This window comes from Streptomyces sp. ISL-1 (genome assembly GCF_018614585.1).
GTDB lineage: Bacteria > Actinomycetota > Actinomycetes > Streptomycetales > Streptomycetaceae > Streptomyces > Streptomyces maoxianensis.
In genome coordinates, this window is the sequence record NZ_JAGGOI010000001.1 from 140,496 (window position 1) to 167,445 (window position 26,950).

21 protein-coding genes are annotated in these 26,950 nt (G+C 70.7%); 7 read left to right on the plus strand and 14 right to left on the minus strand.

Going from position 1 to position 26,950, the window contains the following annotated elements; genetic code table 11:
- The first annotated feature begins 3 nt into the window (after positions 1–3).
- From J7E87_RS00600 to J7E87_RS00625, 6 genes are all read left to right on the plus strand, one after another.
- Complete coding sequence (locus J7E87_RS00600; protein ID WP_215088914.1) at positions 4–471, plus strand: thioesterase family protein; 468 nt, start codon at positions 4–6, stop codon at positions 469–471.
- On the plus strand, positions 468–1,142 hold the full coding sequence (locus J7E87_RS00605; RefSeq protein ID WP_215088915.1) for a hypothetical protein: 675 nt from the start codon (positions 468–470) through the stop codon (positions 1,140–1,142). The genes J7E87_RS00600 and J7E87_RS00605 overlap by 4 nt, the downstream gene beginning before the upstream one ends.
- A gap of 132 nt (positions 1,143–1,274) precedes the next feature.
- Positions 1,275–2,039: an IclR family transcriptional regulator gene (locus tag J7E87_RS00610; protein WP_215088916.1), complete on the plus strand. Its 765-nt coding sequence runs from the start codon at positions 1,275–1,277 to the stop codon at positions 2,037–2,039.
- A 356-nt stretch (positions 2,040–2,395) separates the two neighbouring features.
- Entirely contained in the window at positions 2,396–4,855 is a 2,460-nt protein-coding gene (locus J7E87_RS00615) for an FAD-dependent oxidoreductase (RefSeq protein WP_215088917.1), read from the plus strand.
- A 26-nt stretch (positions 4,856–4,881) separates the two neighbouring features.
- Positions 4,882–6,036, plus strand: coding sequence for an N-methyl-L-tryptophan oxidase (solA, locus tag J7E87_RS00620; RefSeq protein WP_215088918.1), 1,155 nt, complete (start codon positions 4,882–4,884; stop codon positions 6,034–6,036).
- Between the two features lie 11 nt (positions 6,037–6,047).
- Positions 6,048–7,202: an aromatic ring-hydroxylating dioxygenase subunit alpha gene (locus J7E87_RS00625; RefSeq protein ID WP_215088919.1), complete on the plus strand. Its 1,155-nt coding sequence runs from the start codon at positions 6,048–6,050 to the stop codon at positions 7,200–7,202.
- An 81-nt stretch (positions 7,203–7,283) separates the two neighbouring features.
- Here J7E87_RS00625 and J7E87_RS00630 read toward each other — a convergent pair whose 3' ends face one another.
- Positions 7,284–7,688, minus strand: coding sequence for a globin (locus tag J7E87_RS00630; RefSeq protein ID WP_215088920.1), 405 nt, complete (start codon positions 7,686–7,688; stop codon positions 7,284–7,286).
- Between the two features lie 99 nt (positions 7,689–7,787).
- Between J7E87_RS00630 and J7E87_RS00635 the strand changes: the two genes are divergently transcribed.
- Positions 7,788–8,771: a methyltransferase domain-containing protein gene (locus J7E87_RS00635; RefSeq protein WP_215088921.1), complete on the plus strand. Its 984-nt coding sequence runs from the start codon at positions 7,788–7,790 to the stop codon at positions 8,769–8,771.
- A 53-nt stretch (positions 8,772–8,824) separates the two neighbouring features.
- Here J7E87_RS00635 and J7E87_RS00640 read toward each other — a convergent pair whose 3' ends face one another.
- The 13 genes from J7E87_RS00640 to J7E87_RS00700 all read right to left on the minus strand — a co-directional run bounded on the left by J7E87_RS00640 (position 8,825) and on the right by J7E87_RS00700 (position 26,654).
- Positions 8,825–10,105: an FHA domain-containing protein gene (locus tag J7E87_RS00640; RefSeq protein ID WP_215088922.1), complete on the minus strand. Its 1,281-nt coding sequence runs from the start codon at positions 10,103–10,105 to the stop codon at positions 8,825–8,827.
- A gap of 118 nt (positions 10,106–10,223) precedes the next feature.
- A complete protein-coding gene (locus J7E87_RS00645) occupies positions 10,224–11,582 on the minus strand; it encodes a VWA domain-containing protein (protein WP_215088923.1) in 1,359 nt (452 codons plus the stop codon).
- Between the two features lie 141 nt (positions 11,583–11,723).
- Positions 11,724–13,109 carry a PP2C family serine/threonine-protein phosphatase gene (locus tag J7E87_RS00650; protein ID WP_215088924.1) on the minus strand — a complete coding sequence of 462 codons (1,386 nt, stop codon included), beginning with the start codon at positions 13,107–13,109 and terminating at the stop codon, positions 11,724–11,726.
- A 3-nt stretch (positions 13,110–13,112) separates the two neighbouring features.
- Positions 13,113–15,848 (minus strand): serine/threonine-protein kinase, encoded by a 2,736-nt coding sequence (locus J7E87_RS00655; protein ID WP_215088925.1) that lies wholly within the window; start codon positions 15,846–15,848, stop codon positions 13,113–13,115.
- Positions 15,845–17,131, minus strand: a complete 1,287-nt coding sequence (locus J7E87_RS00660; RefSeq protein WP_215088926.1) for a hypothetical protein — start codon at positions 17,129–17,131, stop codon at positions 15,845–15,847. Before J7E87_RS00660 ends, J7E87_RS00655 begins: the two co-directional genes overlap by 4 nt.
- A gap of 73 nt (positions 17,132–17,204) precedes the next feature.
- Positions 17,205–18,215, minus strand: coding sequence for a glutamate ABC transporter substrate-binding protein (locus tag J7E87_RS00665; RefSeq protein ID WP_215088927.1), 1,011 nt, complete (start codon positions 18,213–18,215; stop codon positions 17,205–17,207).
- An 11-nt stretch (positions 18,216–18,226) separates the two neighbouring features.
- Positions 18,227–19,618: a hypothetical protein gene (locus tag J7E87_RS00670; RefSeq protein WP_374195109.1), complete on the minus strand. Its 1,392-nt coding sequence runs from the start codon at positions 19,616–19,618 to the stop codon at positions 18,227–18,229.
- A gap of 285 nt (positions 19,619–19,903) precedes the next feature.
- Entirely contained in the window at positions 19,904–20,899 is a 996-nt protein-coding gene (locus J7E87_RS00675; protein WP_215088928.1) for an N-acetylglucosamine kinase, read from the minus strand.
- Entirely contained in the window at positions 20,896–22,161 is a 1,266-nt protein-coding gene (locus tag J7E87_RS00680; RefSeq protein ID WP_215088929.1) for a 6-phospho-beta-glucosidase, read from the minus strand. Before J7E87_RS00680 ends, J7E87_RS00675 begins: the two co-directional genes overlap by 4 nt.
- A 7-nt stretch (positions 22,162–22,168) precedes the next feature.
- Positions 22,169–23,080 carry a carbohydrate ABC transporter permease gene (locus J7E87_RS00685; RefSeq protein ID WP_215088930.1) on the minus strand — a complete coding sequence of 304 codons (912 nt, stop codon included), beginning with the start codon at positions 23,078–23,080 and terminating at the stop codon, positions 22,169–22,171.
- A gap of 5 nt (positions 23,081–23,085) precedes the next feature.
- Positions 23,086–23,967, minus strand: coding sequence for a carbohydrate ABC transporter permease (locus tag J7E87_RS00690; RefSeq protein WP_215088950.1), 882 nt, complete (start codon positions 23,965–23,967; stop codon positions 23,086–23,088).
- 91 nt (positions 23,968–24,058) lie between these two features.
- A complete protein-coding gene (locus J7E87_RS00695; protein ID WP_215088931.1) occupies positions 24,059–25,396 on the minus strand; it encodes an ABC transporter substrate-binding protein in 1,338 nt (445 codons plus the stop codon).
- 97 nt (positions 25,397–25,493) lie between these two features.
- A complete protein-coding gene (locus tag J7E87_RS00700; RefSeq protein ID WP_215088932.1) occupies positions 25,494–26,654 on the minus strand; it encodes an ROK family transcriptional regulator in 1,161 nt (386 codons plus the stop codon).
- Between the last annotated feature and the right edge of the window lie 296 nt (positions 26,655–26,950).

The following is a 26,950-nucleotide window of genomic DNA, read 5'->3' on the forward strand; positions in this document are numbered from 1 at the left end:
CACATGGCCCGGCACATCTACCGCTGCCCCCTTCGCTGGTCGGACATGGACGCCTTCGGGCACGTCAACAACGTCGTCTTCCTGCGGTATCTGGAAGAGGCGCGCATTGACTTCATGTTCCGGCTGGCGCCGGGGGACGGTTCCCCGTCGTTCGCCGGCGGGTCCGTCGTGGCCCGGCACGAGATCGACTACAAGCGCCCACTGGTCCACCGGCACGAGCCGGTGATCATCGAGTCGTGGGTGACGAAGATAGGCGCGGCGTCGCTGACCATCGCGTACGAGGTCAAGGACGCGGAAGGGCCCTCGCAGGTGTATGTGAAGGCCTCGACCATCGTCGTGCCGTACGACCTGAGTGCGGAGCGTCCGCGCCGGATCAGCGCGGAGGAGAAGTCCTTCCTCCAGAACTACCTCGACGACGCCAACAACGCCGCCAATGCTGCCAATGCCGACGAGAGTGCTCTCGCGGCATGAGCGTGCCTGTGCGGAGTCTGCACTTCGCCGACGCGGGGGAGGCGGAAGATCTCGCCGCCTTCCTCGCCCGGCTCATCCACTACGACCGCGCCGCCGCCGTCCGGCTTCAGGCCGGCGGTGGCGCGCTCGGCGTTTTCGGACGTCCGCCCTCCTTCGAGGTGCTAGCGATCCGTACGGCACGGCTCGGTGACCGGGTCGAGCTGGATGTCACCGTCTCGGCCGGTGAGCTGTTGGAGTCCCTCGGCGGCGCGGGCGGGGCGGAGTTCACCGTGCCCGCCGCAGTCACCGGGCCGCCCTGGGCCGGCCTGCTGCCGCCCCGCGGCGGCTGGCGGGAACTGCCCGGGCTACCCGAAGTGACCGCGATGCGGGGCGCGGTGGCCGCGGCCGTGGCTGAATTCCGTACCCGTGACGAGCAGTTGCCCGCCGAGCGGCGTACGCGCGCCGAGCGGGACCGCATCGGGCGCGAGATCTGGTCGCGCACGGTCGGCGGAACCGGGCTGCCGCTGCGCGCCGTGCACGCCGCTCAGTCGCTCGGTTTTCTGCGGCCCGGAGTCCCGGTCGCACTGCTGTCCACGGGCGCATGGCTCAGACTGCGTACGCCCTTTGGGTCGATCGCCGTACGCACGGGCGGCCTGGGCGGACTGAGCGTCACCCCCACCAGGTCCGGCTGACCCGGTTAACCCTCGGCCGAATGGGCATGCGCGGCACATGGTGCATCGTGTAGCGCGATGCGCAACGCGGAAACGTGCAACGCGGATCGCGAGGAAACGCGCAGTGCGTAAAGCAATACGGGGGTACGACGGATGACGGACAAGTCCAGTGCCGTGCAGTCGGTGGACCGCGCCGTGAGCGTGCTCGAGAGCCTCGCGCGGCACGGCGAGGCAGGCGTCACGGAGATCGCCGACGAGCTGGGCGTGCACAAATCGACCGCGTTCCGGCTGCTCGGGGTGTTGGAGAACCGGGGTCTCGTCACCCAGGCCAAGGACCGCGGAAAGTACTGCCTGGGGGCCGGAATGCTGCGGCTCGCGGGCGCGGCGGCCGTGCGGCTCGACATCTCGCAGGAGGGCACGCCGCTCTGCCGCGAGCTTGCCGACGAGGCCGGCGAAACCGTCAACATCGCGATTCTCGACGACGATGCCGCGGTCAACGTGGCCCAGGCGCGGGGGGTGGCGTCGGTGACGACGTACAACTGGCTGGGCCGCCGCACCCCGCTGCACGCCACGTCCAGCGGCAAGATCCTGCTCGCACACGCCCCTGTGACGGCCAAGGACCAGGTGCTGGGCGGCGAGCTCGAACGGTTCACGGAGCGTACGGTCACCTCTCCCACGGAGCTGGGCACCCAGCTCACGTTGGCGGCCGAGCAGGGTTATGCGGTCGCGGTGGAGGAACTGGAGATCGGCCTGAACGCGGTGGCGGCACCGGTGTACGCGCACGACGGGGCGGTGATCGGGGCGCTGAGCGCGTCGGGCCCGGCGTACCGCCTGGGCGAGGAGCTGCTGCCGAAACTGGCCAAGCGGACGATGGCGGTGGCGGAGGAGCTCTCGCGCCGCATGGGGTACGGGGGCTGAGCGGGGCGGCGCACACGCCTCCGCGGGAGCGCGCCTGCGCCGGACCGCCTGAGCGCGCCTTGCCTTTGCCCGCCGGGCGAGCTGAGCCCGGACGCCCCGGTCCCTTGCCCCCGGGCCCCCGGCGCCCTCCGCGCCCGGCCCCACCGCCCCGCCCTCGGCGGCACCCCGGCGCCACCGCCCGCCGTGGCTTGTTTCCGGCAGGGGGCCACGCACCCTTTCCCGACGCCCGCCGTGTTACAGGTCGGGAAACACACCGTGCGTTGCCTCTGGGCCCTTGACGGTGACCGTCCGCCGTTCCCACTATGTCTCTCATCGCGCAACCCATCGTGCACAGCGCAACAGCTGGGGGTTGAGGCATGGCCCGTACACCCGTCGGCGCATCCGTCGCCGCACCCGTCCCCACACCCGTTGTCATCATCGGAGCCGGCATCGTCGGATGCTCCCTGGCCGATGAGCTCACCGCACGCGGCTGGACCGACGTCACCGTGCTGGAACAAGGGCCCCTGCCCGCGCCCGGCGGCTCCACGTCGCATGCGCCCGGGCTCGTCTTCCAGACCAATCCGTCCCGGACGATGACCTCCTTCGCCGCCTACACCGTCGAGAAGTTCACTGCCCTCGGCGCTTTCGACGCGGTCGGTGGGCTCGAAGTCGCCACCACCCGCGCCCGGTTGGCGGATCTGCACCGCAAGGCCGGACTCGCCGCCTCCTGGGGTGTGCGGGCCGAGGTGCTCAACCCCGGCCGGTGCATGGAGCTGTGGCCACTGCTCGACGAGGCGAAGATCCTTGGCGGGCTCCATACGCCGGATGACGGGCTCGCCCGGGCCGTGGATGCCGCGCGGGTCCAGATGGAGCGCGCCGAGGCTCGCGGCGCCCGGTTCCTGGACCGGCACACCGTCACCGGAATCGAGCGCGACTGCGGGCGGGTCACCGCCGTCGTCACCGACCGGGGGAGCTTCCCCGCCGAGCGCGTCGTGTCGGCGGCGGGGTTCTGGGGGCCGGTGATCGGGGCGATGGCCGGGGTCGACGTACCGCTGCTGCCGCTCGCCCATCAGTACGCCAGAACCGGCGCCGTGCGGCAGCTGCCCGACGCACTGCCGATCCTGCGGCACCAGGACCGCGATCTGTACTTCCGGCAGCACGGCGACCGCATCGGCATCGGGTCGTACGCGCACCGGCCCATGCCCGTCGACCCGCTCACCGTCCCCGCGTACGAGGACGCGCCCGTCATGCCCTCCTCCCTCGCCTTCACCCCCGACGACTTCGCGCCCAGCTGGGACGACGCGACCGAACTCCTCCCCGCTCTCGCCAGGAGCGAGATCGCCGAGGGCTTCAACGGCGTCTTCTCCTTCACCCCGGACGGCATGCCGGTCCTCGGCGAATCCCGTGAACTGCGCGGCTTCTGGCTCGCCGAGGCCGTCTGGGTCACCCACTCCGCCGGCGTCGCCAAAGCCGTCGCCGAGTGGATGACCGACGGCCGCCCGGCCACCGACATCCACGAGTGCGACATCGCCCGCTTCGAGGAGGCGCAGCGCTCACCCGCGTACGTCGCCGAGCGCAGCGCGCGGAACTTCGTCGAGGTGTACGACGTCATCCACCCCCTCCAGCCGCTTGAGCAGCCGCGACCGCTGCGCACCAGCCCTTTCTACGGGCGGCAGCAGCAGCTCGGCGCGTACTTCCTGGAGGGCGGGGGCTGGGAGCGGCCCCACTGGTACGAGGCCAACTCCTCTCTCGTGGAAGGGACTTTGACCCGCGACGACTGGTCCGCGCGCTACTGGTCGCCGATCGCCGCCGCCGAGGCCAAAGCCACCCGCGAGAAGGTCGCGCTCTACGACATGACCCCGCTCAGGCGGCTCGAAGTCACCGGCCCCGGCGCCCTCGACTTCCTTCAGCGGATGACCACCAACCAGCTTGCGAAACCGGTCGGTTCGGTGACGTACACCCTGCTCCTCGACGAGTCGGGCGGCGTACGGTCCGATCTGACCGTCGCCAGGCTCGGCGACGAGCGATTCCAGGTCGGCGCCAACTCGCCGGCCGACCTCGACTGGCTGCTGCGGCACGCCCCCGCCGCCGTGCAGATACGCGACATCACCTCCGGCACCTGCTGCATCGGAGTCTGGGGACCGCTTGCCCGCGAGCTCGTCCAGCCGCTGACCCGTGACGACTTCTCCCACCGTGCCTTCGGCTACTTCAAGGCCCGCCAGACCTATATCGGTCATGTCCCCGTCACCGCGCTGCGCCTCAGCTATGTAGGCGAGCTCGGCTGGGAGCTGTACACCACCGCCGACTTGGGGCTCAGGCTCTGGGACACGCTCTGGGCGGCCGGACAGCCGCTCGGGGTGATCGCGGCGGGCCGCAGCGCCTTCAACTCGCTGCGCCTGGAGAAGGGTTACCGGGCCTGGGGCCAGGACATGACCGCGGAGGACAGTCCGTACGAGGCCGGGCTCGGCTTCGCTGTACGGCTGGACAAGGGGGACTTCACCGGGCGCGACGCACTCGAGGCCGGGCGTGACGCACTCGATCCCGAACGCGACGGACTCGATCCCGAGCGCGCGCACCGCCGCCTCACCTGTCTCACGCTCGACGACCCGGCCGCAGTCGTCCTCGGCAGGGAGCCGGTCCATGTCGACGGCGTCCCGGCCGGCTATGTCACCAGCGCCGGCTACGGCTACACGATCGGCCGCTGCATCGCGTACGCCTGGCTGCCGACGCTTCCGAGCGGGAGCGCCGTCCATGTCGAGTACTTCGGCGAGAAGGTCGCCGCCACCGTCGCCGAAGAGCCCCTGTTCGACCCCGGGATGACCCGCATCCGCAAGTAGAGACGTACCCCGCAGAAGGGATGCACATGGCACCCGCATACGACGTGATCGTCCTCGGCCTCGGCGGCATGGGCAGTGCGGCCGCAGCCCATCTCGCCGCCCGCGGCGTGCGTGTGCTGGGTCTGGAGAAGTTCGGCCCGGTGCACAATCGCGGCTCCAGCCACGGCGGTTCGCGCATCACCCGCCAGTCGTACTTCGAGGACCCCGCCTACGTACCGCTGCTGCTGCGCGCCTACGAGCTGTACGAGCAGCTGGAGCGGGAGACTGGGCGCGATGTCGCCACACTGTGCGGCGGGGTGATGGTCGGGCGGCCACAGTCCCGCACCGTCTCCGGGTCGCTGCGCTCCGCCGAGCAGTGGGGTCTGCCGCACGAGATGCTCGACGCGAAGGAGCTGCGCCGCCGCTACCCGACCCTCACCCCCGCCGACGACGAAGTAGCACTCTACGAGGCGCGGGCCGGGCTGCTGCGGCCCGAGACCACCGTCGCCGCCCACCTCCAGCTCGCCACCCGGCACGGCGCGGACCTGCACTTCGAGGAGCCGGTGACGCGCTGGGAGCCGTACCGCGACGGGGTCCGCGTCCACACCGCCGAGAACACCTACACCGCCGGCCAACTCGTCATCTGCCCCGGCGCGTGGGCTCCGCAGCTGCTGACCGATCTCAATGTGCCGTTCACCATCGAGCGGCAGATCATGTACTGGTTCCAGCCCGCGGGCGGCACCGGACCGTATGTGCCCGAGCGGCACCCCATCTACATCTGGGAGGACGCGGCGGGCGTCCAGATCTACGGCTTCCCCGCCATCGACGGACCCGACGGCGGCGCCAAGGTGGCCTTCTTCCGCAAGGGAACCGTCTGCACACCGGAAACCATCGACCGCACCGTGCACGACCATGAAGTACGCGCCATGGCCGAGCAGTTGGAGCGGTGCGTCCCGACCCTCCCCGGCACCTTCATCAAGGCCGCCACCTGCATGTACTCCACCACCCCCGACGAGCACTTCGTCATCGCCCGGCATCCGGCACACGCCGGCGCCGTCACCGTGGCCTGCGGATTCTCCGGGCACGGCTTCAAGTTCGTGCCCGTGGTCGGCGAGATCCTCGCCGACCTGGCGCTGGACGGCACCACGCACCACCCCATCGAGCTCTTCGACCCCGGTCGCATCGCGATCGCGCCCGCCTGATGGAGGCCGCCATGACGACCACGCCGCTTTCGACGACGCCGCCGCCCCTGCCGGCTCCGGCGCTCCCGTCGAGCCTGATCACCACCCTGCCCGGGCACCACTACACCGATCCGGGGATCTTCGCCCGGGAGCAGGAGAGGATCTTCGAGTCGCTCTGGTTCTGCGCGGTGCGCTCCGGGGATCTGTCCGGACCCGGCGCGTACCGCACGGTCCAGGTGGGCCGGGAGAACGTCGTGATCACCCGCAACCGCTCCGGCGAGCTGCGGGCCTTCCTCAATGTCTGCCGGCACCGCGGGGCGCGGCTGTGCACCGAGGAGGCGGGTGAGGTGAGGCGTACGCTGCGCTGCCCGTACCACGCCTGGAGCTACGACCTGGACGGCGCGCTCGTCGCCGCGCCCAACCTGGCGAAGATGCCGGACATCGACCGCACCGCGTACGGTCTGCGCACCGTCGCACTGCGCGAGTGGCTCGGCTACGCCTGGGTGTGCCTGGCCGACGAACCGCCGTCCTTCGAGGCGACGGTCATGGGCGCGGCCGTCGAGCGGCTCGGCGACACCGCCGCGGTCGAGCGCTACCGCACCGAAGGACTCGCCCTGGGCAAGCGCGTCAGCTACGACGTCAAGGCCAACTGGAAGCTGATCGTCGAGAACTTCATGGAGTGCTACCACTGCGCCACGATCCACCCCGAACTGACCTACGTGCTCCCGGAGTTCGCACGCGGCTACGCGGCCCAGTACTACGTCGGCCACGGCGCGGCCTTCGCCGAGGGCGCGCAGGGCTTCACCGTCGACGGCGGCGCGGGCTTCGACCGGCTGCCCGGGCTCGCCGAGGACCAGGACCGGCGCTACTACGCGGTGACCGTCAAGCCGCAGGTCTTCATCAACCTCGTCCCCGACCATGTGATCGTGCACCGGATGTTCCCGATGAGCCATGACCGTACGGTCGTCGAGTGCGACTGGCTGTACGCGCCCGAGGTCGTCGAGGCCGGGGCGGACGTCTCACGCTCCGTGGAACTGTTCCACCGGGTCAATGTGCAGGACTTCGACGCCTGCGAACGCACTCAGCCGGCGATGGACTCGCGCGCCTACCGGGCGGGCGGGGTGCTGGTGCCCAGCGAGCACCACATCGGCGCGTTCCACGCGTGGGTGACCGAGCAGATCGCCTAGGATCCTGCCCGGCCGATCAGGCCGATCATGCCGGACAGACCCCGGGCAGACCTATCGGTCCGGGCCTCGGTTCCGGTGCTGTCAGTCCCCGGTGTTCAGCATCGAGGCCGCGGCGTACGTGAGGTACTTCCAGAGCGTCCGCTCGTGCTCCTCGGGAAGGCCCAGCTCGTCGACGGCGGTACGCATGTGCTTCAGCCAGGCGTCGTGCGCGGCCTGGTCGACGGTGAACGGCGCGTGCCGCATCCGCAGCCGCGGGTGGCCGCGGTTGTCGCTGTAGGTGCGGGGCCCGCCCCAGTACTGGATCAGGAACAGCGTGAGCCGTTCCTCGGCCGGACCCAGGTCCTCATCCGGGTACATCGGCCGCAGCAGCGGATCCTCGGCGACGCCCTGGTAGAAGCGGTGTACGAGGCGCCGGAAGGTTTCCTCGCCGCCGACCTGTTCGTAGAAGGTCTGCTCCTGAAGCGTGCCGCGCGGAATCTCTTTCACCCCACCATCGTCTCAGACGCACCGGCCGAGGACTCAGGTCCTAGGACCACCCACGTTCGGGTGCTCGCCTCGGGCGGGGCGCGGCGGGACAGTAGACGCATGGGTGCGGACCTGGAGTATGCCGAGCCGGCCGCCGAGGCGCGGCAGTCGCTGGTGCGGGCGATCGTGGCCGAGGGCGGGCTGAGCGATCCCGCCTGGCGGGCGGCGTTCGAGGAGGTGCCTCGGCATCTGTTCGTGCCGTACTACTTCGTCGTCCGGGGCGGCACGTACGAGCGTCTGTGGCGCGAGGACCCCGATCCCGTGCGGCGCAGCCAGTGGCTGCGGGGTGCCTACAAGGACGGGCCGCTCGCCACCCGGGTGCGCGACGGCGAACTGATCTCCTCCAGCAGCCAGCCCTCGCTGATGGCCAGGATGCTCGAGGAGCTGGGGATACAGGACGGGCACAGCGTCCTCGAGATCGGCGCGGGCACCGGCTACAACGCGGCGCTGCTCGCGCACCGGCTCGGCGACGACCTGGTGACGACCGTCGACGTGGACCCGGAGATCACCGAGTCCGCGCGTACGCACCTGGCGGCGGCCGGCTACCACCCGGCTGTGATCACCGGTGACGGGGCGCGCGGCTGCCCGGAGCGCGCGCCCTTCGACCGCATCATCGCGACCTGCACGCTGGCGTCCGTGCCGTTCGACTGGCTGCCGCAGTGCCGGCCGGGCGCGCGGATCCTGGCCCCGCTCTTCACCGGGCTGATCGCGCTACGGGTAAGCGACGGCAGCCGCGGCCGGACCGCGGAGGGAAACTTCCTGCGGACGTCCGCCTACTTCGTGCCGCTGCGCGGCGGCGGGCACGCACCGGAGGGGCGCACCGGAGGGCTGCCGAGGCGCGCGGCCGAGAACGAACTCTTCCGTTTCCTGCTGACACTGACCGCGGGCAGCCTCGATCCGCACGAGGCGCTCTCGCTGTGGGAGCGGGAGCGGCGCCCGCAGCGGGACCGATTCGGGGTCACGGTCAGCGGGCACCACCAGTGGGCATGGCTGGACGACCCCGAGGGGCCGTACGCCTGGCCGCTCGGGCGGCCGGCCGGCTGACTGTTCTACCGGCTCTACCGGCCGACTTTCAGCTGACAGCCGTACGTGCGGGGCTAGCCGCGGCGGATGCTGATGGTCGTCCAGGCGCCGACGTGGACCCGGTCGCCGTCGTTCAGCGGGATCGGTACATAGGGCTGGATCGGATCCTCGGCACCGTTGAGCGTGGTGCCGTTGGTGGAGTTCTGGTCGACGACGGCCCAGGAGCCGTCGGGCTGCTGGACCAGCACCGCGTGCTGGTGCGAGACGCCCGGGTCCTCGGGCGGGACGGACAGGTCGATGTCGGGGGACTCGCCGGTGGAGTGCCGGCGGCGGCCGATCGTGATCTGGTTGCCGGCGAGCGGGAGGTGCTGCTCGGGGGAGTACGCGGGCAGGTTGAGGCCACCGGCGTCAGGGCCGCTGCGCTGCATCATCGCGAGGAAGTACTCGCGGTCGGGCGCGATGACCGCCGTCCAGCCCGCCGGGGCCGGGGCCGGGGCCGGGGCCGGGGCCGGGGCCTGAGCCGGCGCCTGGGTCTGGTACTGGGGCGGCTGCTGCGGACCCGGCTGCCCCTGGGGCTGACCCGGCTGCCCATGCTGCCCCGGCTGCGGACCCGGTTGCTGGGCGTACTGCTGTGGCATCTGCTGCTGGAACGCCTGCGGTGACTGGAACGCCTGCGGCGCCTGGGGCTGCTGTGGCGCCTGAGGTGCCTGCGGCTGCTGCGGCGCCTGCGAGGGCGGGGGCAGCATCCAGTCGTCCCCGCCGCCCGTCTGCTGCGGCTGCGGCGGCATGGGCGGCGCCGACTGCTGCTGGAAGGACGGCGGGGGCGGGCTGTGCGGGCTCGGCTGCGGCTGCTGGAAGGACGGCGGGGGCGGCGGCCCCTGCTGGAACGCCTGCGGCGGCTGCTGCGACGGGTCGTTCGTCAGCGGCTCGGCCGGCCGGTTCATCTGCGAGGGCCGCGAAGCTTGGTAGTCGTAGGGATCGTGCTGCTGCGGGACAGGAGGCGGCGCGGGCGCGGGCGCAGGATGCGACTGGAAGCCCGGCGGGAGGTTCAGCCCGGCCGACTGCTGCTGGGGCGGGGCCACCGGGGTGTACGAGGTCGCCGTGTGCGTGAGGAAGTTGTACCGGCACTCCTCGCAGAACGGGGCCATGGCCTCGCGGGGGGTGCGGCACTGCGGGCAGAGCTCGGCCTGGGCGGTGGCGTTCGGATCGCCGGGGCCCGGGTAGCCATAGGCCGACGGTGGGGGAGGCGGCGGCGGAACGGCACCCGCGGGAGCGCCAGGACCGGCCATGCGGTGGCCGCAGACCTCGCACCAGTCGTCGGAACCCGACTGGTGTCCGTTCGGGCAGGTCGGCATGTCGGCGCTTCCCCCTCTCCTCGTCCGGCCCGAGGGCCGTTTCACTGCGGTGTTTCCGGCGGCGTTTCCGGCGGCGTTGTCAGCGTTCTGTCGGCGTTTGCGCCGGCGTTGGTGCCGACTACTTCTTCACACGAACCGTCTTGGTGGACCGAGTTTCGAGAGTCATCTCATCGGCCTCCGCGACCTTCGCCTTCAGTCGCACAGTACCTGTCGCGGCATCGACGACGTCCACCACCTTCGAAAGCAGTTTCGCCGTGTCCTCGTTCCCGGAATCCGCCGCGAGCTGCACCGCACGGCCCAACTTCGCTGTCGCGCCGTCATAATCGCCCGACTTGCGGGCATCAAGCCCCTGTTGGATGACCTGTGCCAGTTCGGCCTGGCCTGTGTAGTGCGCGACCTGAGGGTTGATCGAGGTGGACGCAACCATGTCGTCCGTCCACACCGCCCGTACGAGACCCTGCGACAGCACCTGCGGAGCCCCGCCGTCCGCGGCCGGAATGATCAGCGAGACCCGTGCCGCCAGCATCTCCTGGCCGATCCCGGCCTCCGGGACCTGCACGCACACGTGGTAGTCGCGGGACTCGTCGCCCCAGGAGCCGGTCGGGTAGTCACCGGCCCGCGGGCCCGCTTCCGTACGCCGTCCCGTCAACTCCTCCACCGTCGGCGCCACTTGCTTGATGAACTTGATCTCCACGCCGACGGGCGTCCACAGCCGCAACGCCACGTCCGCGACCTCCTTGCCCATCGCGTTCTCCATCATGCTGGTGAAGTCCGCGGCCAGCTCGGCCGGGTTGGCGACGATGTCCGCCGTGCCGAGCAGGGCGGAGGCGATGCCGGTGACCTCCTTGACCTCCCAGTCGGTGCCGACGCCGCGGGCGTCGCAGGTGAAGCGGCCCGCGCCGACTTCGAGGGAGGCCCGCAGGTCCTCGGGCGACTCGTGCTCGTTACGGCCGTCGGTGAGCAGGATGCCGTGCCTGATGCCTACGTCGGTGGTTGCGAACAGCCGGTCGGCGAGGCGGAGCCAGGTACCGATCGCGGTGCCGCCGCCCGCGGTGAGCCGCCGCAGTGCCTCCTTGGCCTGGCCGCGGGTCCGCGAATCGGCGACCGCGAGCCGGCCGCCGCCCGGATAGACCTCGTTCGCCACATGCGTGCCCGCGACGACCGCGAAGGCGACGCCGTCGCGCAGGGTGTCGATGGCGGCGGCCGTGGCGTCACGGGCGTTGCGCATCTTGGTCGGTGGATAGTCCATCGAGCCGGAGCAGTCGACCATGATCACCACGGCGGCGCTCGGCGCCTGCCCAGGTATGTACGCAGGGGAGCGCGAAGCGCCGGCGAGCGGAGCTCTGCCGCTCGTGCCGCCTCCGGTGGAGGTGACGGTGACGATCGCGTTCACCTCGCGGCCGCCCTCCGGCAGATATTCGTTCTGGTACACCTCGACGGAGAACTGCGGCACCTGTGACTTGGAGAAATTGGCCATCTGATCGGCTCCTTGAGGCTCCACTTGGGCAGAGATGGGCGGAGATGGGCAGGGATAGGCAGTGAACTGACGAAAGAGTGCGTAGGCGCAACAGGCGGTGACAAGCGGCGACATGCGGCAACTCGGCGGACATAAGGGGGCTCAAGCCCTGTTGTAGGCCGATCCTGCCCCTTGGTGCGGCACGGCGAACGGCAGGACGGCCACTGTTACGTTGTCGTGGCCCCCGCCGTCGAGTGCGTGGCCGACCAGAACCTGCGCGCTGTGCAGCGGACGGCCCGCCGCATCGCCCGGGATCGCCCGGGCCATGTCCTCGGCGCCCTCCGCGTAGTTCCACAGGCCGTCCGTGCAGACCACGACCACGCCGGAACGGTCCGGCTTGAACGATGCCGTGTGCGGCTCCAGTTCGTACGCATCGGCCCCGAGCCAGCCCGTGATGGCGTGAGCGCGCTCGTCGGCGTACGCCTCCGCCTCGCTCATCAGGCCGGCCGCCACCATCTGGGCCGCCCAGGAGTCGTCCTCGGTGAGCCGGGCGGGCGCGCCGCTGCGGTCGTCCGGTACCCAGTAGGCGCGGCTGTCGCCGACCCAGCCGACGACGAGCAGGCCGCCGGCCGTCACGGCGCCGACGATCGTGCAGGCCGGGGCGTTCTGGTGGTGGTGCGGGTCGTGCTCCATCGCCTCGCCCTGACCGGGCTCCCTGGCAAGGGAGTTGACCGCCTCGGAGGCTGCGACGATCGCCTCGTGCATGGCCTGCTGGGGGTGGGTGCCGCGCGGCAGCGACTCGAGCAGCAGCTCATTGGCGGCGCTCGCGGCAGCCTCGGAGGCCTCGTCGGGGCGGGTCGCCGACGACACCCCGTCACAGACGATCGCGACGACGGCGGGCGAGCCGTCGGGCAGGGCCGTGGACGACACCGCGAACGAGTCCTCGTTACGGTGGTGGCGCAGCCCGCGGTCGCTGACGGCCGCGACCGAGCCGAGCTCCTGCTCCATGTGGTCGCGCTCACGGGGCTGGGCGTGGCCGCAGTTCTCGCAGTAGCCGTCGGTGTCGACATGGCCGGCGCGACAGGCCACACAGACCTTGCTGCCGGACGCGGTGGTGGCGACCGGGCCCGCGGCGCGCGGGTCGGCGGCGCCTGCCTCGGGGGCGGGCAGCTCGAAGTCGCCGCTGGAGGAGGGGTTGGGCGGCGCCGCGGGAGAGGCGTTCGGCGAGGCGCCCGGCGAGGCGTTCGGTGCGCCGGGCGGGTCGTCGTAGCGCACGGCCGAGGCAGGCAGCGGGCCGCCGCCCGAGTCCGTGCCCGGCAGATCTCCGGGCAGATGCGCCGACGCGGGCACGCCCGAGCTGTCCGTCCCGGTGGCCGTCGGCCACTCCACCGGCGTGCCCATGGCGATGGTCGGGTGGTCGTCCGGCGGCGCCGGCACGACGGAAAGGTCGTATCCGCACGCACCGCAGAAAAGGTCACCCGTTTCCAGCGGCTCGGTGCAGCTCGGGCATGTCGCCCCGGCGGCCGACTGGTGCATCTGCGAGCCCATCAATCACACCCACGTCCTGGGGCGGAAGCGGTTCGCCCGCTCCACCAGGTCTATCCGCTCCTCGCCGCGCTGGGCGAGCCGGGCGAGCACCCGGTAGGAGCGTTCCAGCCCGAAGCGCAGGCCGCGCTCGTCCAGTTCGCTGCCGAGCAGCACGCTCTGTCCGGACGGCGGGGCTCCGGGACTACCGGAGAGTACCCAGTCGAGGGCCGTGCCGAGCACTTCTGTGGACAACTGCGCGCGGCGCACCGCGTCCAGACCGAAGTCCTTCAGGGCGTCCACCTGCGCGGCGGCGGCCGAAAGGTCGCCGACAAGCGGTTCGTGCGCGGCGCGTCGCCGCAGCCTCGCCCGTACGGCAGCGACCCGGGCGGCCGTGTAGTGGATCGACGCCTCCGGCACCGACTCCAGAGTCCGTACGGCTCCGGGCCGGTCGCCCGCCGCGAGCTGCACCCGGGCCAGGCCGAACGCGGCGCTGACATAGCTCGGGTCGGTCGTCCACACCAGGCGGTAGTACTCCGCGGCATTGTCCAGCTGGCCCAGCACCTCGGCGCAGACGCCGAGCGCCAGCTTGGGCGCGGCCTCGCCGGGGAACGCGTCGTAGATCGCGTCGAAGGAGAGGGCGGCGACCTCGTTGTCCCCGGTCACCAGCGAGGTGAGACCGCGGTACCAGACGACCCGCCAGTCGTCGGGGTGCTGGCTCTCCAGCGTGGCCAGAGCCCGGGTCGCGGAGTCCAGTTCACCCATCTCGAGCCGGGCGCGCAGCTCGCGCAGCCGGGTCTCCGGGGACGCCGCGGACGCGGAGTGCAGCGCGGCGATGAGCTCGGCGGGCGCGGAGGCCATCAGGCCGGCGAGGAATCCCGCGTTGGGGTCGTCCGGGTCGACGTGCGGCACGGGCAGGGCCAGCGAGGTCGCCCTGGAGTCGAGTACGGCGAGTTGCGGGGCGAGGGAGAGGTTCGCGGGGGCGGAGGTGAGTGGGGCCGGGCGCGGCGCGGGGATCGGTGCGGCGGCATAGGCACTGGCCGCTCCGCCGCCGGGGTATCCGGAGCCGGAGGCGCCCAGTTGGCCCGGACCGGAACCCGCCGCCGGCATGCCGCCGGCGTTCCCGGCTCCGCCGGGCAGCGTCCCGGCGCCCCAGGGGTGCGCAGCGGCCGGGCCGCCGCCAACCGTCGGACCGCCACCCACCGTGGCCGAGCTGTTCGCCGCCGAACCGTTTACCGCCGCGGAGCGCTTGCCGCGGCCGCGGCCAGCGCGCGCCGACGTACGCCCGCCCAGCTGCGAGACGTCCCCCGTCAGTTCCGCGAACAACTGCGTGTCCGTGACCCGCAGTTCAGGTCCGAACAGCGTGGACAGCGCGGGCCGCGGGCGGCCCGTCTGGATCGCGACGACCTCTCTGAGCACCCCCGTCAGCTGCTCCGCCATCTCCTGCGCCGAGGCGAACCGCCGCGCCGGATCCGGGTCCGTCGCCCGTACCAGCAGCCGGTAGAAGGACTCGTAGGTCTGGAAGACCTGGATGTTCTCCGGGTCCGGCAGGGAGTCCACGAAGACATTCGTGTAGCCCTGGAAGTCGAAGGTCAGCACGGCCAGCGTGCGCGCGACGGTGTACAGGTCGGAGGCCACCGACGGGCCGACCTCTCCGACCTCCGGGGCCTGGTACCCGACCGTGCCGTAGATCGCGGACTCGTCGTCGTCCATCCTGCGGACCGCGCCCATGTCGATGAGCTTGAGCTGGTCCTGCTGCTGGATGGCATTGTCGACCTTGAAGTCGCAGTACAGCAGGTTCCTGCTGTGCAGATGCCCGAGCGCCTCCAGGGCCTCGATGCCGTACGCACACGCCTGCTCGACCGGCAGCGGATCGCGCTTGCCCCCCGGGTCGCGCCGTTCGTTGGCGATCTCCTTCAGCGACTTGCCACCGACGTACTCCATGACGATGTAGCCGTCGAGCGAGCCGGTGCGCTGGTCGAGATGCTCCACGAAGTTGTAGATCCGGACGATGTTGGAGTGCTCGATCTCCGCGAGGAAGCGGCGCTCCGATATCGCCGCGGCCATCGCGTCCTGGTCGCCCGTGTCCAGCAGACCCTTGAGCACCACCCACCGGTCGGAGACCGCGCGGTCCACCGCCAGATAGACCCAGCCAAGGCCGCCGTGGGCGAGGCAGCCCACCACTTCGTACTGCCCGTGCACGATGTCCCCGCCGGCGAGCTTGGGCACGAAGGAGTACGGATGGCCGCACTTGGTGCAGAACCCTTCTGTACGCCCGGGACGCTCCCCGCGCGAACGCCCCACCGGGGCCCCGCAGTCGGAGCGCGAGCAGAACCGCTTGCGCTCGGGGACCTCGGGGTGCTCCATCACCGCGGTACGCGGATCGGGACGCGGCACGTCCGGCACCGATACCAGGCCCGCGCCGAGCCGGTTGCGGCCCGACGCACCCGTGGAGCTGCCGGAGCTGCGCACCGAGACCGACCGGGACGAGGTGCTGCTCCCGCTCAGCGAGCGCGAAAGCCGCCCGGACACGGAACGGCGCGACGTCGACGAGCGCGACGAGGCCCGCGACGAGCGCGAACTGCCACGCCCCGAGCCCGAGTCCCGGCCGCCGCCCGTAATGCCGGTGGGCGGCGATGACACCATCCCGTTGGAGGTGACGACGGGCGCGAGGCCGCAGGTGTCGCAGTACAGCTCACCACTGCCCATGTCCTCGTACGAGCCCTCACAGCCGGGGCGCTGGCAGTTCTTGTTCTCGCTCATGAATCCCCCCTGCGGTCATTGGGCCCGGACGGTCCCGGCTGTCCCGGGACGAGGACTTCGGCGGCGGCGTGCTGATAACGCAGCACCGCCTGCTCGGCGACGCGCAGATCGCACGGCGCGCTCCACAGCATCCGGCGGGCCGCGTCGTACCGCTCGATCAGCAGCGGATCCTCCGCCATCCCGTGCCTGGCCACTTTCGCCTTGTACGCGTCGAGACGGCCGCGCAGCTCGGCGCGGACCGCGAGCGGGGCGGTGACGGCCGTCAAAGACTCACGGGCGCGCAGCAGTTCGTCCTCCGCCTCGCGCTCCAGGGACTCGAGCAGCGGCGAGAGCCGGTGCCACTGAGAATGCCTGCGGTACTCGGCGGCGGTGGCGAGCCGCTCCTGCAGCGCGGTCGACGGGCCGCTGACCGCGGGCACCTCGGAGGCGGCGATCTTCGCCAGCACCTCGCCGCGCGCGGACCGCGCCTCGGTCAGCGTGCGGTCGGCGCGCGACAGCACGTCGCGCAGCCGGATCAGCCGCTCCTCGGAGTCCTGCCGGACCCGGAGCACCGCCTCGATCTCCCGGCGGATGTCTTCGAGGGCGCGCGCCGCACGGTCGTAGCGGTCGGTGTCGGGGCGCCCGCCGCCCGGCGCCGAACTGCCGAGTGCGGGCCGCCAGAAGGCGAGCGGGTCGGAGATCACCTGGGCGCGCAGCGTGGACAGTTCATGGGTGATCGACTCCAGTTCGTCGCCGGCCGGGTGCTCCCCGGGCCGTACGCCGACGGAGTGCGCGAGCGAGCGGGTGCGCTGCAGCTCGGCGGAGAGCAGACCTATCCGGGCGGGCAGCGCCGACCACACCGAGTCGGCCGTCACCACCATGTCCAGCGAGCTCGCGTACAGCTCATTCATCCGGGCGACGAGCTCTTCGAGCGTGAACTGCTCGGAGAGCTTGGCGGGTCCGGTGATCGAGGGCGAGGTGTGGGTGGCCGAGCTGGCGATCGTGACGCTGCGGCCGCGCAGCCGGTCGGTCAGCTCCACCAGGTCCTCGCGGTTCGGCCAGCGGCGCCTGGCGCGCAGCTCACGGGTGTCGTTCAGGGCGGCGGTGTACGCGTCGAAGTACCCCCACAGCAGGCTGATCGCCTGCTCGGCGGAGGCCCAGCGGTCCTTGGTGACGCCCGTCAGCTCGGCGCCTTCGAGGAGCCTGCGGCCCGCGTGGTCCTGCAGGGCGAGGAGCGAGGTTTCGACCGCCTCGTGCTCCGCGCCGAGCCGCGCCAGCGCACGGTCCACCTCGTCCCGGTCCATGACCGGCCCTGGGGGTCCCGCGACGCCCATCGATCACCTCTCTGCTCTTCCTGCCAGGACTAGTCGTTCGTACTCAGCCGGCGCTGTACTTCGGCGCCGGCGGCCCGGTTATCCCGGGGAGATCGGCCACCAGCCATTTGTTGTACGCCTTCGTCCAGGCGCCCTTGCGGTACTCGTCGAGCACCTTGTTCACCCGGCGCACCAGGTCGGTCTTGCCGAGCTTGGTGGCCACGCCGTAGTACTCGGTGGTGAAGGGCTTGCCGCCCTTGAGCTCGACCGCCGGGTCCTGCGCCGCCTGGCCGGCCGCGAGGGCGTTGTCCGTCACGATCGCATCGACGAGGCCCAACTGGAGCCGCACAAGGCAGTCCAGCTGGTTGGACACGGTGAGCACGTCCTCGTCTCCCGGCTGCCCGTCGTGCTTGTCCTTGAACGTGGCGCCGAAGGAGTTCTTCTCCAGCGCGTCGTACGCCGTCGATCCCTCCGCCGTGCAGACCTTTTTCCCGGCGAGGGACTTGTCGTATCCGGTGATGGACGAGCCCTCGGAGGCGAGGACCTGCTGGCCCGCCTGGAAGTACGCGGTGGAGAAGGCGACCTGCTTGATCCGGGCGCAGTTGATCGTCATCGTGCGGACGACGATGTCCACCGTGCCGTTGTTCAGCGCGGGTATGCGCTGGTTGGTCGGGATGGCGCGGAAGATGACGGCGTCCGGCTCGCCGAGGATGTCCTGGGCGATGGCCCGGGCGAGATCGATGTCGAAGCCTTCGAGACCGCCGGTGGCCGGATTGCGGTAGCCCCAGCGGTAGCTGTTCTGGTCGACGCCGACGATCAGCTTGCCCCGCGCCACGATCGCGTCGATGTTCGGCCCGTTCGCCGCCGACGGCGACAGGGAGCGTTCCGGTTCCGTACAGCCGTCGTCCTTGGCGGGCGTCGCCGATGCGGCGCTCCGGCCGTCCGCGCCGGAGCCGAGGTCGTCCGCACCGCCGTGGGACAGCGGCAGCAGCGTGACGGCGGCGGTCAGCGCACAGGCAGCGGCCATCCCCGCGACGCCGCCCCAGCCGCGGAACCTCGCCTTCAGGTCCGTCATCGCCCCTCCTCTCACCGGTACTCCGAAAGCCTGCGGTTGATGCCGAGCACGGCGCCCGCCGCACCCAGCACGGCCAGCAACGCGGCGCCGACCGGCAGCCCGGTCAGCGCGCCGCGCCCGTCCTCGGCGGCGTGGGTGAACTCCCGCTGCTCGTGCGCGAGCGCCGTCGCCAGCGCGTCGTCCACCTGGTCGAAGGACTGGCCGGTGGACGCCTTGGGCCCGATGACCTTGGCCAGCGCGCCCTCGTAGTCACCGGCCTTGTCGGTGGTACTGGCGCTGGCGTGCCGGACCTTCCACTCGGACACGCCCTTGACGGCGGACTCGACGGGACCGAGGCCTTCCTTGTCGTCGGCGAGGCTGCGTGCCTCGCTCAGCCGGTCGCCGAGCTTCTTCATGCCCGAGGTGTAGTCCGTCTCGTACTTGTCGCTCTTGCCGTCGTCGGTGAGCACCGCGCCCCGCGCGACGAGCGTCAGATTCTCATTCGCCCGCGCCTTCAGGGAGCTGATCCGCGCGTCGTTGAGCACTTTGAGTGACTTCTGGCCGTGCGCCTCGGCGGCGTTCAGCTCGGCGCGGGCCACCGTGTGCCCTACGGCCAGCCACAGCAGTACGACGGTGGCGGCGGCCGTGGCGGCGAGCAGGCCGTGGTTGAACACCCTGTTCGTGCGCAGGTAGTTGCGGCGCTGCATCCACACCAGAGCGGCCAGCGCGGCCACGCCCACGGCGAGCGAGGAGACCGGCCAGAATCGGGCGTGGTCGTCGTCCCGTTCGAGCCGGGCCGTCTCCGCGTCGTACAGCTTCTGGGCGGCCGGCAGCAGATCCCGGGTCATCTGCCCGTTCGCGAAACGCAGATACGCGCCGCCGAGTGGCAGGCCCTGCCGGTTGTAGGCGCGGGCCGTCTCGATCACGCCGGTGTAGCGGGGGAGCTGTTCGTTCAGGGCGGCGATCTGGCGGCCCGACTCGCTCGAACCGTCCGTGTTCGCCGCGGCCTTGACCAGCAGTCGGGACGCGAGCGCGATGTCCTTCTGGTACCGCTCGCGCGCCGCGCGGGGCTCCTCGGCGCCGGCCAGGAAACCGCTGGAGGCCGCAGTGTCGGCGTCGGCCAGCGAGCGGTAGATGGACGCGGCGTCCGCGCTCAGCGGCTGGCTCCGGCTCACCACGTCGTCGGCCGCGGATGCCCGGTCGGAGATCTCGAACGCTGTCACCGCGCCGAACGCCACTACCAGCACCGCCAGAACGGCCCCGATGATCTGCAGTCGCCCCGGCTCGGTCGTCGCGGCCGTGCGCAGCCGCTCCTTGCCCACGGCCCAGACGCCTCGGTGGGCGGGCGGTGCGGCCGGGGGCTGCGCGGGCGCATGCGTCGGAGCCGATTGGGGCGCGGTGCGCACCGTCGGCGGGTATGTCACGTGACCTCCCCCTTGGTCTCTGACGTCGGCCCGCCCCCCGGCGGGTCGGGGGGACGTCCCCCCGGCCAGCAGTATGGCCGCAATGACTGACAGACACAGCAGGATTGACTGGATCTTGTCCTGCCGCAGCAGTCAGTATCCGCCAGGCCCCGTCTCCCCCGCCATTCTCCCCATCATGAATACGCTTCGGCCCCTTGATCGGTTCCCCGTCGCACGGATGTCGGGCATCGCCGGTCACCGGACGGGCGTGAGGTCACCCCCTCCGGTGACCGGAGATACAGGTGGCTACGCGTAGTTCGAGCGCAGCCTGGCGCGTGCCTCCTGCGAAGCCCCGATCCGGTCCATGCCCAGCAGGGCCGCGCCGAGCACCGGCGGTGCCGTCACCACCTCGATCACCGCGTTGGGCGCCTTGGCCGCGAGCAGCTTGCCGATCTGCTCGTCCAGCTCCGGGTGCCTGGCCGCGAGCACGCTGCCGCCCAGCAGCACGGGCGCCTCCTCGTCGAGCAGATCCAGCCGCGTCAGCGCCACCGTGGCCAGGGCTACGACCTCCTCGGCCAGCCGGTGCACCACCGAGCGGGCCACCGCGTCGCCCTCCGCGGAGGTGGCAAAGAGGACCGGCGTCAACTCGTGCTTGCGCGCCGAGGGGATCCGCCCCAGGTGCAGTGCCTCGATCAGGGCGTACATGGAGTCCAGGCCGAAGTGCGCGGGCAGCGCACGGGCCAGGGCAGTCGGCTCGCCGCGTCCGTCCTCCGCCCGCGCCGCGAACCACAGCGCCTCTTCCGCCAGCCCCGAGCCACCGCCCCAGTCGCCGGAGATCCGGCCGATCGCAGGGAAGCGCGCTGTACGGCCGTCCGGCAGCATGCCGACGCAGTTGATGCCCGCGCCGCACACCACCGCGACCCCCCGTGGCTCATCCACGCCCGCCCGCAGGATGGCGAACGTGTCGTTGCGCACCTCGGTCGTGAGCCCCCAGCCGCACGCCTGCACCGCCGCCGCCAACTCCCGTTCCTCGACCGGCAGATCGGCATTGGCGAGACAGGCCGAGACATGAGCGACGAACGGTTCGCAGAGCGCGGTGCCACCGGCCGTGGTGACACCGGCCGCGGACGCGGCGGCCGCGACCGTACGGCCCAGGGCGTCGACAGCCGCCTCGATGCCGACCAACGGCGGCTGGAACCCCCCGCCACGGGCCTTGCCGAGGACAGTCCCGTCGGCCGCCACCACCGCGACGTCGGTTTTGCTGTTGCCGGCGTCGATGGCCAGGACGCCACGTGCGGTCATGCCCACGCGAGGTGCTCCCGGTTGTGCGCGATCAGCTTGTCGGCGAGCGCTTCGGCGTACTCGTACTGGCCGATCAGCGGATGCGACAGCAGCGCCTTGAAGACGCGGTCGCGGCCGCCGCGCAGGGCCGCCTCCAGCGCCAGGTCCTCGTACGCCGTCACATGGGCGATCAACCCCGCGTACAGCGGGTCGAGTTCGGGCACAGGCAGCGGCGTGGTGCCGCCGCCGTCGACGCGCGCCTGCACCTCGATCACCGCGTCGTCCGGCAGGAAGGACAGCGTGCCGTTGTTGTACGTGTTCACCACCTGCACCGAGCTGCCGCCGCCGCCCAGCAGCGAGGCCGCGAGGTCCACTGCCGCCTCCGAGTAGAAGGCGCCGCCGCGCTTGGCGAGCAGCTCCGGCTTGCTGTCCAGCGCAGGGTCCCCGTACATCGCGAGCAGCTGCTTCTCCATCGCCGCGACCTCGGCGGCCCGCGACGGCTTGGTCCTCAGCTCCCGTACGACCTCGTCGTGCGCGTAGAAGTACCGCAGGTAGTACGAGGGGACGACACCCAGCCGGTCCAGCACCTGGCGCGGGAGCCGCAGCTCGTCCGCGATCGCGTCGCCGTGCTCGGCCAGCAGCTTCGGCAGCAGATCGGTACCGTCCGGGCCGCCGAGCCGCACACCCGTCTCCCACGTCAGGTGGTTGAGGCCCACATGGTTCAAGTGGACGTCGGACGGGGCCACTTCGAGGAGCTTCGCGAACTTGCGCTGGAAGCCGATGGCGACATTGCACAGCCCGACGGCCTTGTGCCCGGCCTGCAGCAGCGCCCGGGTGACGATGCCCACCGGGTTGGTGAAGTCGATGATCCAGGCGTCAGGGCTGGTACGCCGCACCCGCTCGGCGATGTCGAGAACGACCGGGACGGTCCGCAGCGCCTTGGCCAGCCCACCCGCGCCCGTCGTCTCCTGCCCGACGCATCCACACTCCAGCGGCCACGTCTCGTCCTGGTTCCGGGCCGCCTGCCCGCCCACGCGCAGCTGCAGCAGCACCGCGTCGGCGTCCGCGACGCCCGCGTCCAGATCCGAGGTGGTGACGATCTTCCCGTCGTGACCCTGCTTGGCGAAGATCCGCCGCGCCAGGCCGCCGACCAGCTCGAGGCGGTCTGCCGCGGGGTCGATGAGCACCAGTTCACTGATCGGGAGGGTGTCCCTCAGCCGGGCGAAGCCGTCGATCAACTCGGGGGTGTAGGTGGATCCGCCACCCACGACTGCGAGCTTCATATGTGCATCAGCCCTTCACTCCGGTCAGTGTGACGCCCTCGACGAATGCCTTCTGGGCGAAGAAGAAGACGAGGATCACGGGGGCCATGACCAGGACGGTCGCGGCCATGGTCATGTTCCAGTCCGTGTGGTGAGCGCCTTTGAACGACTCCAGGCCGTAGCTCAGAGTCCACGCCGCCGGGTTCTCCGATGCGTAGATCTGCGGGCCGAAGTAGTCGTTCCAGGCGTAGAAGAACTGGAAGAGCGCGACGGCGGCGATACCCGGCTTGGCCATCGGCAGCACCACTTTGATCAGCGTGCGCAGTTCACCGCAGCCGTCGACCTTCGCCGCGTCCAGGTACTCGTTGGGAATGGTGAGCAGGAACTGCCGCAGCAGGAAGATCGAGAACGCGTCGCCGAACGCCATCGGGATGATCAGCGGCCAGAGCGTGCCGGCCAGGTCCAGCTGCTTCGCCCAGAACAGATACATCGGAATGATGATCACCTGGGGCGGCAGCATCATCGTCGAGATGACGAGCATCATCGACAGATTGCGGCCGCGGAAGCGGAACTTGGCGAGCGCGTAGGCCACCGGGATGGAGGACGCGACGGTCAGAACGGTGCCGAGACCCGCGTACAGAAGGGTGTTCTTCCACCAGGTCAGGAAGCCGGGTGTGTCCAGGACCCGGGCGTAGTTGTCCCACTCCCAGGTCCTGGGGACAAGATCGCGGGTGAGTGCCTGCTGGTCGCTCATCAGTGAGGTGAGGACGACGAAGACGAACGGCAGCACAAAGAAGAGCGCGGCCGCGATGCCCAGCGAGTGCACGGCGATCCAGTGCAGCAGCGCCCTGCGGCGCGCCGTGCGTGCGGCCCGGGAAGCGGTCGGCGCCGGGGCGAGGGGCTTTCCGGGCCGGCCGGGCCTGTCCAGTACTTGGGTCATGGCGGTCACTCACCTGCCTGCATCAGTCCGCCGCGCCGTCGCATCAAGAACGCGGTGAAGACCATGGAGAGCACGAACAGAACGAGCGCGATGACAGCGGCGGAGCCGTAGTCGAAGCGCTGGAAGCCGAGGTTGTAGATCAGCTGCGGCAGCGTCAGCGTGGACTTCTCGGGGTAGCCGGGCTCGAACTGCTGCCCGCTGCCGCCGATGACTCCGGAGGCGACCTTTCCGGCGACCAGCGGCTGTGTGTAGTACTGCATCGTCTGGATCACGCCGGTGACGACGGCGAACATCACGATCGGCGAGATGTTCGGCAGGGTGACGAAACGGAAGCGCTGCCACGCGGACGCGCCGTCCAGCTCCGCCGCCTCGTACTGCTCCTTCGGCACATCCAGCAGCGCCGCCATGAAGATCACCATCAGGTCGCCGATGCCCCACAGGGCGAGCGAGGTGAGCGCCGGCTTGGACCAGGCGGGGTCGGTGAACCAGCCGGGGGTGGGCAGTCCGATCGATTCGAGGATCGAATTGACCGGTCCCGTACCGGGGTTGAGCAGGAAGACGAAGGCGAGCGTCGCCGCGACCGGCGGGGCCAGATACGGCAGATAGAACAGGGTGCGGAAGACGCCGGCGCCCGTCCTGATCCTGGTGATCAGCATTCCGACACCGAGGCCGAAGACGACCCGGCAGGTGACCATCACCAGTACCAGCCACAGGGTGTTCTGCAGAGCGGGCCAGAACATCCGGTACTCACTGAAGACGTACGTCCAGTTGTCCAGGCCGTTGAAGACGGGCGGCCGGAAGCCGTCGTACTTCATGAAGGAGAAGTAGACGGTGGAGATCAGCGGGTAGGCGAAGAAGACGCTGAAGCCGATCAGCCAGGGCGACATGAAGGCCGCGTTGCGCAGCGCTTGTTTTCTGCGCCTCGCCACAAGGCCGGACCGCAGGCGCTTCGAGGCCACAGTGTCCGTCGTCACGGTGCTACTTCGCCTTCGCGATGTCCGTGTCGATCTGCCGCGCGGTCTTCTCCAGACCGGCCTTGAGGTCGCTCACCTTCCCCGCCTCGTACTGGTAGCCGAAGTCCTGGAAGGTGACCTGGTACGCGCCGCCGTCCACGTTGGCCGGGGTGGTGCTGGACTTCGAGTGCTGCGCGATGTCGATAAAGGTCTTGAACTCCGGGTCGATCTTCAGCTGCGGCGACTGGAGCGCCTCGATCGTGGAGGGCACGTTGTGGATGCCATTGGCGAAGGCCACCACCGCGTCGGTGTCCGTGGTCATGTACTTCACCAGCTCCCACGCGGCGTTCTGCTTCTTGCTGGTGGAGGCGATGCCCATGATCGTGCCGGAGAGATAGCCCTTGCCGTAGTCGGCGGCCTGGTCGTCGGCGACGGGCAGCGGCGCCGTGCCGATCTCGAACTTCACCTTCGCGTCCTTGGCCATGCCGAGCCGCCACTCGCCGTCGAGCTGCATGGCGACCTGGCCGGTGTGGAAGGGGTGCTTGGCGCCCCACTCGTCGCCGAAGGTGCTGCGGTACTTCTCCAGCTTGGTGAAGCCGCCCAGCTTCTCGACCAGGCCCTTCTGGAAGGTCAGCATCTCCGAGAACGCCGGGTCCTTGACGATGTTGGACTTGCCCTCGGCGTCGAAGTAGGTCGGGCCCCACTGCGAGACGTAGTGCATCGGAGTGGTCTCGTAGCCGTGGTAGTTCGGCATGAAGCCGAGCTGCGAGTAGCTGTCGCCCTGGGGTTTGGTCAGCTTCTCGGCGACCTTCTCGAACTCGCTCCAGGTCTTCGGCGGGGCGGTGATCCCGGCCTCCTCGAACGCGTCCTTGTTGTAGTAGAGGCCGTACGCGTCATTGAGGAGCGGCAGCGAGCACTGGTTGCCGTCGAACTGGGTGTAGTCCAGCAGTGGCTTGTGGAAGACCTTGGCCGGGTCGATCTTCGACTTCTCCAGGAACGGCTTCAGGTCCACGAACGCACCGGAGGCGCAGAACTTCCCGACGCTGTCGGTCGTGAACGACGCGACGACGTCCGGGGCGTTCGAACCGCCCGCCCGCAGCGCCTGGTTGGTCTTGTCGTCGGTCATATTGCCGACGACCTTGACCTTGACGTTCGCGTGCTCCTTCTCGAAGCGCGCGACGTTGTCCTGGATCGCCTTGACCTCGCTGGGGGCGCTCCAGCCGTGCCAGAAGGTGATGGTGGTCCCGGCCTTGGGGTCGTCGTTCGCGGCGGTGTCGTTCGACCCCGTACAGGCCGAGGCGAGGAGGGATATCGCGGCGGTCGCGGCGAGCGCGGCGGCCGTGGTCCTGGTGCGTGTGGACATGGCGGGTCTCCCTGTGACGGGTCGAGGTGGCAGGGGTTTTCGCGGTTCTCTCAGCGGTCTTCGGCGGGACTGTCGGCAGGACTGTCGGCGGGGTCTCTCAGCGGGAGGTGTCGAAGATCTCGTCCCGCGTGGTGGCCAGGGCGCTCTCCAACGCCCCGCGCAGGACCGGGTGTTCGCGTACGGAACCGAGCACAAGGCGCGGCCTCGAAGCCGCGAGTTCGGTGAGCTCCGCCTGCACACGTTCGAGCAGCGGCTCCCCGCCGGCGGTGATCACATCGCCGGACAGGACGACGAGCTCGGGGTCGAGCACGGCGACCATGGAGGCGAGACCGGTGGCGAGCCCCGTGGCGTACGCGTCGAGCAGCTCGCGGTACGGACCGGACTCGGCGCCCGCCGCCCGGGAGACCAGCGCGGTGGCGACGTCGGCGTGCGGGCCGTGCCCGACGCCCTCGATCCCGAGTTCGCGCGCCAGCCGGGGCAACGCCTGGGCGCCGGCCAGTTCCTGGAAGCCGCCGCTGTTCGCCTTGGTCACCCGGCGTACGAGGGGAGTGCCGGGCACCGGCAGAAAGCCGACCTCGCCGGCGCCGCCGGTGAAGCCCCGGTGCAGTCGGCCGCCGATGACGACGGCGGCGCCGAGGCCTTCCTCGTTCCACAGCAGCACGAAATTCTCATGTCCGTGCGCGGCGCCGACGCGCTGTTCGGCGACCGCTGCCAGGTTGACGTCGTTCTCGTACTCGACGGGCATCGGCAGCACGGCGGCCAGCTCGTCGAGCAGGGTGGGGGAGTGCCAGCCGGGGAGATGCGACGCGTACCGCAGCCGCCCGGTGGACGGATCGAACGCGCCGGGCGTGCCGATGACCAGACGGTGCACGTCGGAGCGGGTGACCCCGGCGGCCTTCACCGCCCCGTCGAGCGCCTCGGTGACCTGCCGTACGACACTCGCGGCGCGCCGCCCGGGGGTCTTCAGCTCGAACTCGCCGACGGTGGCGCCGGTGATGTCGGCGACGGCGGCGCGGATGCGCTGCGGGGTCACATCCAGCCCGGCGGCGAAGGCGGCCCGCGAATTCACGGCGTACAGCTGGGCATTGGGCCCGGGCCGCCCCTCGGTGGTACCGGTGGCGACGACGAGGCCGGCGGCCTCGAGCCGTGCGAGCAGCTGGGAGGCGGTGGGCTTGGAGAGCCCGGTCAGCTTCCCTATCTTGGTGCGCGACAGGGGCCCGTGCGCCAGCAGCAGATCGAGCGCGGCGCGATCGTTCATGGCGCGCAGGACGCGGGGGGTACCGGGTGTGGTCCCCGGAGTACCGGGTGTCGTAATGGCCACGGCGGGTGCACCTGCCCTTCTGCTGCCGAATGTCCCCGAGGTGGACTGTTAGGAAAGTTTCCTATTCGGTGAGAGGAAAGTAAGGCGCAGGTCGGGTGGGCGTCAATGGTCGGCGCTGATGAGGCAACCAAAGCGTTACGTGCGCCGGAGCCTTATGGGGAGCTCTCCCATGTGGCTCTTGCTCGACTTCTTGCCGGTTTCCGCAAGTCTGGGGTGGGGTCAGGTTCTTACGT

Bases quoted from the DNA above. Each gene is read 5' to 3' on its own strand.
- J7E87_RS00600 (WP_215088914.1), top strand. From the start codon at position 4: ATGGCCCGGCACATCTACCGCTGCCCCCTTCGCTGGTCGGACATGGAC.
- J7E87_RS00605 (WP_215088915.1), top strand. From the start codon at position 468: ATGAGCGTGCCTGTGCGGAGTCTGCACTTCGCCGACGCGGGGGAGGCG.
- J7E87_RS00610 (WP_215088916.1), top strand. From the start codon at position 1,275: ATGACGGACAAGTCCAGTGCCGTGCAGTCGGTGGACCGCGCCGTGAGC.
- J7E87_RS00615 (WP_215088917.1), top strand. From the start codon at position 2,396: ATGGCCCGTACACCCGTCGGCGCATCCGTCGCCGCACCCGTCCCCACA.
- solA (WP_215088918.1), top strand. From the start codon at position 4,882: ATGGCACCCGCATACGACGTGATCGTCCTCGGCCTCGGCGGCATGGGC.
- J7E87_RS00625 (WP_215088919.1), top strand. From the start codon at position 6,048: ATGACGACCACGCCGCTTTCGACGACGCCGCCGCCCCTGCCGGCTCCG.
- J7E87_RS00635 (WP_215088921.1), top strand. From the start codon at position 7,788: ATGGGTGCGGACCTGGAGTATGCCGAGCCGGCCGCCGAGGCGCGGCAG.
- J7E87_RS00640 (WP_215088922.1), bottom strand. From the start codon at position 10,105: ATGCCGACCTGCCCGAACGGACACCAGTCGGGTTCCGACGACTGGTGC.
- J7E87_RS00645 (WP_215088923.1), bottom strand. From the start codon at position 11,582: ATGGCCAATTTCTCCAAGTCACAGGTGCCGCAGTTCTCCGTCGAGGTG.
- J7E87_RS00650 (WP_215088924.1), bottom strand. From the start codon at position 13,109: ATGGGCTCGCAGATGCACCAGTCGGCCGCCGGGGCGACATGCCCGAGC.
- J7E87_RS00655 (WP_215088925.1), bottom strand. From the start codon at position 15,848: ATGAGCGAGAACAAGAACTGCCAGCGCCCCGGCTGTGAGGGCTCGTAC.
- J7E87_RS00660 (WP_215088926.1), bottom strand. From the start codon at position 17,131: ATGGACCGGGACGAGGTGGACCGTGCGCTGGCGCGGCTCGGCGCGGAG.
- J7E87_RS00665 (WP_215088927.1), bottom strand. From the start codon at position 18,215: ATGACGGACCTGAAGGCGAGGTTCCGCGGCTGGGGCGGCGTCGCGGGG.
- J7E87_RS00675 (WP_215088928.1), bottom strand. From the start codon at position 20,899: ATGACCGCACGTGGCGTCCTGGCCATCGACGCCGGCAACAGCAAAACC.
- J7E87_RS00680 (WP_215088929.1), bottom strand. From the start codon at position 22,161: ATGAAGCTCGCAGTCGTGGGTGGCGGATCCACCTACACCCCCGAGTTG.
- J7E87_RS00685 (WP_215088930.1), bottom strand. From the start codon at position 23,080: ATGACCCAAGTACTGGACAGGCCCGGCCGGCCCGGAAAGCCCCTCGCC.
- J7E87_RS00690 (WP_215088950.1), bottom strand. From the start codon at position 23,967: ATGTCGCCCTGGCTGATCGGCTTCAGCGTCTTCTTCGCCTACCCGCTG.
- J7E87_RS00695 (WP_215088931.1), bottom strand. From the start codon at position 25,396: ATGTCCACACGCACCAGGACCACGGCCGCCGCGCTCGCCGCGACCGCC.
- J7E87_RS00700 (WP_215088932.1), bottom strand. From the start codon at position 26,654: ATGAACGATCGCGCCGCGCTCGATCTGCTGCTGGCGCACGGGCCCCTG.